The 9772-nt window shown below is 69.9% G+C and carries 8 protein-coding genes and 2 pseudogenes; 9 read left to right on the top strand and 1 reads right to left on the bottom strand.

The window, feature by feature from the left end:
- Positions 1 to 160: 160 nt before the first annotated feature.
- A pseudogene (locus tag CCL05_RS27925) lies at positions 161 to 533 on the bottom strand (RidA family protein).
- 206 nt (positions 534 to 739) lie between these two features.
- Between CCL05_RS27925 and CCL05_RS47305 the strand changes: the two are divergent.
- The 9 genes and pseudogenes from CCL05_RS47305 to asnB form a co-directional block, all read left to right on the top strand.
- Positions 740 to 883, top strand: a pseudogene (locus CCL05_RS47305) (winged helix-turn-helix transcriptional regulator); the annotation flags it as partial.
- A 439-nt stretch (positions 884 to 1322) separates the two neighbouring features.
- Complete coding sequence (locus tag CCL05_RS27915; RefSeq protein ID WP_244204440.1) at positions 1323 to 1541, top strand: hypothetical protein; 219 nt, start codon at positions 1323 to 1325, stop codon at positions 1539 to 1541.
- A gap of 328 nt (positions 1542 to 1869) precedes the next feature.
- Positions 1870 to 3213 (top strand): DUF6002 family protein, encoded by a 1344-nt coding sequence (locus CCL05_RS27910; RefSeq protein ID WP_086563296.1) that lies wholly within the window; start codon positions 1870 to 1872, stop codon positions 3211 to 3213.
- Complete coding sequence (locus CCL05_RS27905) at positions 3210 to 4331, top strand: GNAT family N-acetyltransferase (RefSeq protein ID WP_086563295.1); 1122 nt, start codon at positions 3210 to 3212, stop codon at positions 4329 to 4331. The genes CCL05_RS27910 and CCL05_RS27905 overlap by 4 nt, the downstream gene beginning before the upstream one ends.
- Positions 4332 to 4354: 23 nt before the next feature.
- Entirely contained in the window at positions 4355 to 4867 is a 513-nt protein-coding gene (locus tag CCL05_RS27900) for a hypothetical protein (protein WP_086563293.1), read from the top strand.
- Positions 4864 to 5436: a thiamine pyrophosphate-dependent enzyme gene (locus CCL05_RS27895; RefSeq protein ID WP_158102503.1), complete on the top strand. Its 573-nt coding sequence runs from the start codon at positions 4864 to 4866 to the stop codon at positions 5434 to 5436. Before CCL05_RS27900 ends, CCL05_RS27895 begins: the two co-directional genes overlap by 4 nt.
- On the top strand, positions 5430 to 6689 hold the full coding sequence (locus tag CCL05_RS27890; RefSeq protein WP_086563290.1) for an MFS transporter: 1260 nt from the start codon (positions 5430 to 5432) through the stop codon (positions 6687 to 6689). The genes CCL05_RS27895 and CCL05_RS27890 overlap by 7 nt, the downstream gene beginning before the upstream one ends.
- Positions 6686 to 7603, top strand: coding sequence for an LLM class flavin-dependent oxidoreductase (locus tag CCL05_RS27885; RefSeq protein WP_086563289.1), 918 nt, complete (start codon positions 6686 to 6688; stop codon positions 7601 to 7603). Before CCL05_RS27890 ends, CCL05_RS27885 begins: the two co-directional genes overlap by 4 nt.
- On the top strand, positions 7603 to 9432 hold the full coding sequence (gene asnB / locus CCL05_RS27880) for an asparagine synthase (glutamine-hydrolyzing) (RefSeq protein WP_086563288.1): 1830 nt from the start codon (positions 7603 to 7605) through the stop codon (positions 9430 to 9432). The genes CCL05_RS27885 and asnB overlap by 1 nt, the downstream gene beginning before the upstream one ends.
- The last annotated feature ends 340 nt before the right edge of the window (positions 9433 to 9772 follow it).

Genomic DNA, 9772 nt, shown 5'->3' with positions numbered 1-9772 from the left:
CCCCCACCGACGCGCAACACCGTGAGCGCGCCCCGATCCCCGGCTGCGTCCGCGCCACCCCTCCCGCCCTCCCTCATCCTCAACTCCTGCCAGGACATGGGTGACGCCGTCAAGGAACCGAGTCTCGTAGCCAGCCGCTACGGCGCTCAGTGACACATGTTCAGTCAAGGACCGCGGTGGCTTCGATCTCAACCAGATGCTCGGGGACGTCCAGCGCCGCGACGCCGATCAGCGTGGCCGGAGGCACCGGAGTGACCCCCAGCTTTGCGGCCGCCCTGGAGATTCCCTCCAGGAGCGGTGGCATCTTGTCGGCCGTCCAGTCGACGACGTAGAAGGTCAGTTTCGCCACGTCGTCGAAGGAACCGCCGGCCTCGGCCAGCGCGGTGGCGATATTGAGGTAGCTCTGCTCCACCTGGGCGGCGAGGGGCGACCTGCCCGGCGATGAAGACCAGCTTCGAACCGGAGGCGATCGCCACCTGCTGGTAGACATCGATCTTCGGCAGTCCCTCGGGGTTTCTCAGGGTGATGGCCATGCTGTCCGTCTCCTGGTCCGGGCCTCTGAAAGCCCGTGCTCGTCAAAATCAGACCAAATGCGGTCTCTTGCAGTTACTCAGGAACTGTAGGAGAGTGTGCGGTGACATGGAAGAACGCACTTTTCAGTGACTGGGTAACCTGATGGTGACCAAGCAGTTCAGCGGCTTGGCCGAGGATGCCGACCTGCGGCGCGCCGATTCCTGCCGTCCACCCCACCGTCCCGCCTCGGGTCGAGTACACCCTCACCGAAGCGGGCCACGGACTGCGGGCGACGGTCGACAGGACGTGGGATTGGACCTACCGGTACTTCCGGCACATCGAGTCCGCACGGGGGCGCTTCGAAGCCTGACGGTCGGTCAATACAAAGGCGGAGGTGAACGCGCCACCCTCATCACCTGCGGCCCTCTCCCCGTCCCAGGAGCCTGCTCCGGGGTTACGCAGTAGGTCAGGGTGAAAACGGGCGCTGGCAGCGGTGGCCTCCTTCAGGGACGTGGCGGCAGCGGAGTGCCAGGAGCGTGGTGGTCATGTCCGTTCAACGACTGCCGCTCGGGCCGGCCGTACCGCCGGACGAGGGAAGGCGGCCGTCCCAGCCGGAGCCCCGGGCGCCCCGAACGTGACCGGTGAGATGGCGAACGTGACGGCCTTCTGGTCCGCGGTTCGTCGACCGGGGACTGCTCGCCGAGTTGAGCCGCGAACCCCGACGGGACGCTGCACCACCCCGGTCGGGTCGCGGAGGTCTGCCAGCGTGAGGACCTGGCAGAGCTGGCCGCCGCCGACACTCCGCTCGGATGGATCCGCTCGCCGCGGTCGATCGAGGTCCGCTTCGGCACGAGCCGGGCCGGGCCGGGGCCGTCGACGTCGCGCTGTGCACCACGGCGTCGGTCGACGCGGTGGTCGCCGCGCACCCGGACGTCGACCGGGTGGAACTGCGCGCGATGAAGAAAGACCGCGGTCCCCGCTCGGCGCTCTGCAGCCCACCCTGGCCTGATCCTTACGCCCGAACGTGACTCCTCCCCCAGCTCAAAATCCCGACGCAAAGGAAGGACGCCGGACAGGAGCGGCCAAGCTCCCCGGAGATCACTGCTCCGTCACAGCCGCCTGTGTCGATGAGGTCCGTATGGGCTCTGCCTCGTTCGGCCGGACTGCGTCGTCTTCGTTCGAAGGACCCGCCCGGTAGCGATCCGGTACCGGGCCGGGAGCGTCGGGCCGGAGTCTGGGTCCTGACCACACCGGTCACCGCGCTCACCCCCGAACGGCCTTCGTGGGGCGGGGCCTCCCGGTGTCGTGAGGCCCGGCGCGCCGCGGAAAGGCGTGAGAATCTATCGAAGGAGCACGTTGACCAGCGACGTTCTGCACCGTGGACATGTCCTCACGAAGTACGAGAACCAGCTCCGGCAGGCCCTCGGCCAGGTCGGGCGCATCTCCTCCTCCGACTCCGGGTTCGCCCCTCCCTTCGAGCTGCCGGCCCCCTCGGCCGCTCTCAACGAATTCTTCTCCGTCGCCGATCCGCGCTTCGCGGAGCTCGGCATGGTGGGACGGAGCAGGCTCGTCCTGCTCGACCTGATGGGCAATCCGGCCACCCGTACGGTCAAGACCCTGGCCTCCCTGGTGATCGTGGCCCGCGCGGTGTTGCACACCGAGCGGACCGGTGAGCCGGTGATGATCGTGACGCCCTCCTCCGCGAACAAGGCGACCGCTCTGCGAGATGCGGTGCTCCGCGCATACCGGACCGGTCTCAGCAACCCGGACCGGCTGCGGATCGTCAGCGTCGTCCCGGAGAGCGCCCGGTCGAAGCTCTGGGCCTCCGCCCTGAGCGAGGACACCGCCCTGGCCGCACGCAACCCACTGTGCGTGCTTGCGCCAGGTGGACCCGGGGTCAAGCCGCTCACCAAGCAGGTGGCCGACTCCACCGCACAGGCACTGGCCGCCCGTACCGGGTTCCGGCTCTGGCACACACTGGACCTGAACAACTACAAGTGCTCCGATGCCGTCCGCGCCTTCGCCGAGCGCGCCGAGCTGCCGCAAGCGCCCGGCGTCACGCGGGCGCACGCGCACGCGGTGTCAAGCGCCTTCGGCCTGCTGGGCCACCACTTCGGCACCACCCTGCTGCCCGAGACGTCGGCGCGGCCGCAGTACTTCCTGGTGCAGCACATGGCGACGCCCGACATGGTGCTCAGCCTGTACGACATGACGGCGCCGCAGTACCGCTTCGATCCCACGACCGGGCTGCACCGCCAGGACGAGGATCCGCACTACCCGGGCGCGACCTTCGACCCGGCCGAGAACCTCGAACCGACCTTCTACACCCGCTCGCCCGCGACCTCACCCGCGATGAACGAGCTGATCCGCACGCACGGCGGAGGCGGTGTGGTGGTCTCGCTGCATGAGTGCCTCTCCCGGTACGGCGAGATCAGGGCGCTGCTCGCGGGCACGGACATCGATCTGCCGTTCGATCCCCGGGAACTGCGCGAGTGGTCCCTGGTGATGGCGCTGACCGGTGTCCTGGTCGGCATCGAGCGCGGCCTGCTCGACACCGACGAGGTCGTCGTGCACGGGTCCGGCTCGTACGCCGTACAGGACTTCACCCCCATTGCGGACGGCCGGCTGTGTGCGGTCTCCGGTGCCGGGCAACTGCGGCAGGTCCTCTTCGACGCGGCGAGCCCCGGGACCTCCCGATGACCGCCGTACCGCTCCCGGTCTGGGCGAGATACCGATGGGCCACCGGTAGCGGGGGCTGGGCCCAGGTTCGGGAGCTCTGGGCGGACCTGCCCGGACGCCGCTTCGTCCACCAGGTCCTCAGCTCGGCCGAGGGCCGGCTGTCGCTGGCGTATCAGGGCTGTCCTGAGGGAACGACCTACCTCCTGCCCCACCTGCGCAGCCAGATGTCGGCCCAGGTGGGTTCGGTCTCCGCTTCGGAGCAACGGCCGCCCACCTGGCGGCAGATGCTCCGCGCGGTGCACCGGCCGACGGCAGACCTGCTGGTGCTCGGCTGCTCTCGCGAGCGGGTCCGCCGACTGCCGGCCACCCGCTCGGTGGTGCTGCCCTTCCGGATCACCATGATGCTGGACATCAACGCCGAAGCCGTGCACAGCGGCGTCTCGGGCAACGAACGGCGGCAGTTCGCGAAGCTGCGCCGGAGCCACGGCTGGACCTGCGAGGTCGGCACGGACCTCGCGGACCTGCAGTTCTTCTACCGGCGGATGCACCTGCCCACCATGGCCTCCCGACACGGTGAGGAGGCCCGCAGCGCTGACTGGGACATCGCCCTGCACGCGTTGTTCCGGCACGGACTGGTGCTGTTCGTCCGGGAGGGCGACAGACGGGTGGCAGGCGTCCTGGCCAGGCTGGAGGACGGCGGCCGGACGCTCTGGATGCGCCTGCTCGGTGTGCTCGACGGTGCCGAGGAGCACTATCGCAGTGGTGCGGTGAAGGCCGTGTACTACCTGACGATGGAATGGGCGGCCGAGCACGGCGTGACCCGCGTCAACTTCTCCGGCGGAGACCCGTTCCCCGGCCAGGGCGTCTACCAGTTCAAACGCCGACTGCATCCGACGGTCGTCCACCCGGTCGACCACTTCCGCAACCGGCGGGTGTACCTGCGTGCGACCAGGGACACGCCGGCGGTCCGTGACTTCCTGGTCGCCACGCCCATGATCACTGTAGACGGCTCCGACCGGATCGTCGCCACGCACTTCTTCGACAGCACGCGACCACCCCGCACCGACATCCGCGCCGACGGCCCGGGCGTGCACGGGGCGCGGGCGATCGATCTGGACGAATTCCTGACCGGTGTCTGACCGGTTCGACCTGGGGGTACGACATGCAGGCACCTGTCACGGGTCTCGCCGACGAACTGTCCGAACGATTGGTCCACAGCGGCTTCGGGCCGTTCTACGGGACCCCGTGCGGAATCCTGGCTCCGCTGTTCACCGCGATCGACCATCGCACCGGGCTGCGTCCCGTGGTCCGCGAGGACAACGCAGTGGGCCTGGCGGCCGGGGCCGCACTGGCCGGACGGGCGCCGGTCGTCCTGATGCAGAACTCCGGCCTGGGCCAGTCCGTCAACGTCCTCGCCTCCCTGATCGTCCCGTACGACCTGGCGATCCTGCTGATCGTCAGCCTGCGGGGAATACAACCGGATCGGACCCAGGAGAACGTGGTGATGGGCAGAATCACCGAGCCGCTGCTCGGCGGCCTCGGTATCGAGACAGCGACCCTGGACACGGCGGACGACGCGGCCGCGCGAGCGGCCTGGGCGCACGAGGTCGTCGTCCGGCAGTCCCGTCCGGCAGCGCTCCTGGTGACCCCGGCGGCATTCGGATGGCGGCCGTGAACAAGTCCTCTGCCATCCGCGCGGTCATCGAGGCGACCAGCGAGGAACCGATCGTGTTCACCACCGGCTACGCGTGCCGGATCGCCCAGGACGTCCTGGACCGCCCCAACCACTTCTACATGACCGGATCGATGGGCCTGGCCTCCTCGATCGCGATCGGAATCGCGGAGCAGACCGGCCGGCCCACCGTCGTCGTGGACGGCGACGGAAGCCTGTTGATGAACCCGGCCGGCCTGGTCACCGCGGGAGCGCTGGCGTCGCTGCCTCTGGTGCACATCCTGCTCGACGACGGTCATTACACCTCGACCGGCGGCCAGCACGTCCCTTCCTGGGGCACAGATTTCGCGCTGCTGGCCCGGAGTTGCGGCTACGCGAGGGTGAAGCGGATCGAGCGGGCAGGTGACCTGACGGCCACGGTGCGTACGATGGCCGCCACCTGCGCGGCGCCCACATTCCTGCACTGTGTCCTGACCGGGGAGGACCAGCCGGTCCCGCCCCGGGTGGACGGCGACCTCGCCGCACACGCGGCCCGGTTCGGCGCCGCCGTGAGGGAGTCGCTGCCGTGCTGAGCCGGTTGTCCGAGAAGGCGGCCCGGCCGGGCTGGACCACGGCGTCCTGGTGGCGGCGGCCGGTGGGGCCGGTCTACCTCGCCTCGCTGACGCTGTCGCTGGGCAAGGGCGCATGGTTCACCTGCTGGGCGATGTTCTTCCTGCACTCGGTCGGGCTCTCCACGACCGAGTTCGGCTTCGGCATCACCGCGGCGGGTGTGGTGGGCATGCTGGCCGGCGGCCCTCTGGGCTACCTCGCCGACCGGGTGGGCGCGCGCGAGACGCTGATCACGCTCGGGATGGTGCAGGGGCTGGCGATTCTCTCCTACATGTTCGTGCACGGGTTCTGGCCGGCCGTGCTGGTGACCTGCGTGATGATCGCCGCCGACCGTGCCACCCCGGGTATCCGCATCGCGCTGATCTCCGGGCTGACCACGGGCGAGGAACGGATGGAGAGCATCTCCACCAACCGGGCCATGACCCAGGGCGGCATCGTGGTGGGCGCGCTGGCAGGCGCCTACGTGCTCGCTCTCGACAACTCCGTCGGCTATCTCGGGCTCGTCCTGGTCTACGGCACGTCCAGCATCGGCTGCTCGGCACTGCTGCGGCGGGTGCCTCACGTGGAGTCGCTCAACGAGCGCAAGGTGCGCCGCAGCGTCCTCGTGCTGCGCGACCGCCCGTTCCTGCTGATCACCTTGTTCAACGGCTTGCTGGCGCTCAGTTGGGGGATGCTCGACTCCGGTGTGCCCTTGTGGATCACCCAGCACACACAGGCCCCGCTCTGGGTGATGGGCGTGTTGATGGGCGCCAACGCGGTGGTGGTGGTCCTCTTCCAGAACCGGGTCAGCCGGATGGCGGTCACGGTGCGCGGCGCGGCGCGGTTGGGGCTGTGGTCGGGCGTTCTCCTGGCCGTCTCGTGCGTGGTGTTCGCCGGTACCGACGGCGGCTCCGCCACGACGGTGCTCCTGCTGCTGGCCGTGGGGGCGGCAGTGCATGTGGTGGGGGAACTGTTCTTCGTCAGCAGCGGGTTCGGTCTCTCGGTGGCGCTCACCCCCGACGACGCGCACGGCGAGTACCAGGGGATGTTCTCCACCGGCCAGGCCGCCGCACTGACCTTTGCCCCCGGTCTGATGACGGTACTGCTGGTCGACGGCGGCGTGGCGGGGTGGTTCGTGCTCGCCGGGCTGTACGCGGTCGGCGGGGTCGGCACCCTCGCGGCCTCGCACTGGGCCCTGCGCCGCGGTTGCGGCACGGCCGGGCGAAGCACGGCATGACGGGCGGACGCGTGCGTCTCGGCGCTCTGGTGCTGCCCGACCGCCCCGGGCCGGGCGGTGTCGAGGTGTGGCGCCGGGTCGAGGATCTCGGTTTTGACCATGCCTGGACGTTGGACCATCTGTCCTGGCGTCTTCCGCCGGGCGAGCCGTGGTTCGATGCGCTGACGACGCTCACCGCCGCCGCGGCCGTGACGAGCAGGGTCGAGCTGGGGACCATGGTCGTCTCGCCGAACTTCCGGCACCCGGTGGTCACGGCCAGGCAGGCGATGACCCTGGACCACATCAGCGGCGGGCGGTTCGTGCTCGGCGCGGGCGCGGGAGCGTCCGGGCCGGACAGCACGGCGCTGGGCGGATCCGTCCTGTCGCCGGCCGAACGGGCCGACCGGTTCGCGGAGTTCGTGCAGCTCACGCACAGGCTGCTGCGCGAGCCGACGACCACCTTCACGGGTGGCTACTTCTCCGCTCGTGAGGTCCTGATGGTCCCCGGCGGCCTGCGGCAGGGCGGGATCCCGCTCGCCGTCGCGGCGACGGGTCCGCGAGGTCTGCGCCTGGCGGCGGAGTACGGCGATACGTGGATCACCATCGGCGATGCCCGCGCGCCGGGTGGGCAGAGCGAGCGCGAGGCCTTCGTCACCCTGGGCCGCCAGCTCGAAATGCTGGCCGGCGCCTGCGAGCAGGTGGGCCGGCCGCCGGCCGGGCTGCGCAGGCTGGTCAACCTCAGCCGCGTGGTGGAGGACCCGTACGGGTCGCCGGAGCGGCTGGTCGACCTGGTCGGACGATGTGCCGGCCTGGGCTTCACCGACGTGGTGGTGGCCTTTCCGCGACGCGAAGGCGTCTTCGCGGGAGACATGTCCGTGTTCGAAGAGGCGGTGTCGCGTCTGCGATGCGACCCCGTCCGAGGAGGGGACGACTGATGTGCGGTTTCGCAGGCTGGGTCGAGTTCGCCAGGGATCTGCGCGGTGAGCAGACCGTGCTCGACACCATGACCGACACGATGCGCGAGCGTGGCCCCGACGCCCGCGGAACGTGGCTGGGGCGGCACGCGGCACTCGGCCACCGGCGACTCGCCGTGATCGATCCGGCCGGCGGCGCGCAGCCCATGACCGCCGAGGTGGGCCCCGACGGCTCCCCCGTGGTCCTGGCGTACACCGGTGAGGTATACAACTTCCGGCAACTTCGTGCTGAGCTCACCGGGTTGGGGCACCGCTTCCGAACCAGATCGGACACCGAAGTGGTGCTGCGCGCCTACATCGAGTGGGGGGCCGGTTTCGTCGAGCGGCTGAACGGGATGTTCGCCTTCGCCATCTGGGACTCCGTCCGCGAGGAGATGGTGCTCGCCCGGGACCGACTGGGTGTCAAGCCGCTCTACTACGCGCCGCGGCGTCACGGCGTCGTCTTCGCCTCCGAGCCCAAGGGCATTCTGGCCCATCCGGGGTTCACCCCCACCATGTCGGCAGGGGCGCTGCACCTTCTGCTCAACCCCAGGCTGGCCCTCGCAGGCGAGACGCCGATCAACGGCCTGCACGAGGTCAAGCCCGGCCATGTGGTGCGGATCGACCGCCGCGGATGCTCCGAGTCCCCGTACTGGCAGCTGGTCAGCCGGCCGCACACCGAAGATCTCGACAGCACGGTGCGCGGCGTGCGCGACCTGCTGGAGGACATCGTCGAGCGTCAGCTGGTGGCCGATGTGCCGAGGGCGGCGATGCTGTCCGGCGGACTGGACTCCAGTGCCACGGCCGCGCTGGCCGCCCGCAGCCTGGCCCGCGCGGGCGAGGGACCGCTGATCACGTACTCGGTGCGGTTCACGGGCGAGGAGCGGGACTTCCGGCCCACCACGCTGCGGCCCGAGCGGGACGCGCCGTACGCGGCGCTGGCGGCGAAGCACCTCGGTACGGAACACATCGAAGTGGAACTGCGGGCCGAAGAGCTGGCGGCCGCCGCTCCCCTCACCCGGCGGGCCCGCGATCTGCCGGGTCTCGGGCAGTTCGACACCTCGATGTACCTGATGTTCGCGGCTCTGCGCGAGCGGTCGACGGTGGCGCTGTCCGGGGAAGCCGCGGACGAGGTGTTCGGCGGCTATCCGTGGTTCCACGACCCCGGCACGGTCTGGCGGGAGACGTTCCCCTGGCTCGGCAACGCGCCGAGACTCGCGGACTGCCTCGCCCCCGACCTGCGCAAGGCACTGCGACCGGCCGAACTGGAGGCCGACCGCTACGCGACCCTGCGCGCCCAGGTACCGCGACTGGCGGGCGAGCAGGGCATCGACGCGCGGATGCGGGAGGTGCTGTTCCTCAGTCTTCAGGGGCCGCTGGCGATGCTGCTGGACCGTAAGGACAGGATGAGCATGGCGGTCGGTCTGGAGGTCAGGGTGCCGTTCTGCGACCACCGGCTGCTGGAGTACGTCTGGAACGTGCCCTGGACGGTGAAGACCGCCGATGGCCGGGAGAAGAGCCTGCTGCGCATGGCCGTGGCGGACCTGTTGCCGGAGGAGATCCTCATGCGGCCCAAGTCCGCCTATCCCGCCCTGCACGACCCCGTCCACGACGCGGCGGTGATCACCGCGGTGCGGACCATGCTCGACGACCGCACCTCCCCGATGGCCGGCCTCCTCGACCACGGCAGGGTAGCGGAACTGGCGGACGGGCAGGGGCCCACCATGACGCACGCCGGCACCGCGCACCTGCTGACCCCCCTGCTGGAGGCGGACATCTGGATGCGGGAGCACGAGCTGTCCCTCGCCTGACCACGCCTGACACGAGGGACCGGCCCCGCGCCGGGCTGACCGGCGAATCCGTCGTATGTCATCATGCTGGCGCGACAGACCAGTCGTTCGCGCTCGAGTGACACGAGTGCACGGGGAACTACGCTCACTGGACCAGCGAGCGTACGGGGAGCTACATCGACCTGGCGGACTCGGTGCCGAGGTCGACGCAGGGGGGCAGGATGCTTCGTTTCAACGTTCTGGGGGGCCTTGAAGCTTGGTCCGACGGTTCACGGCTACACCTTGGCGGAACGATTCACGAACGTGTTCTGCTGAGTCTGCTGCTGGAACCGGGCCGGACTGTACCGGTCTCCTGGCTGGT

This window comes from Streptomyces africanus (genome assembly GCF_002150735.1).
Classification (GTDB): domain Bacteria; phylum Actinomycetota; class Actinomycetes; order Streptomycetales; family Streptomycetaceae; genus Streptomyces; species Streptomyces africanus.
This window is presented reverse-complemented; position numbering and strand designations above follow the sequence as displayed.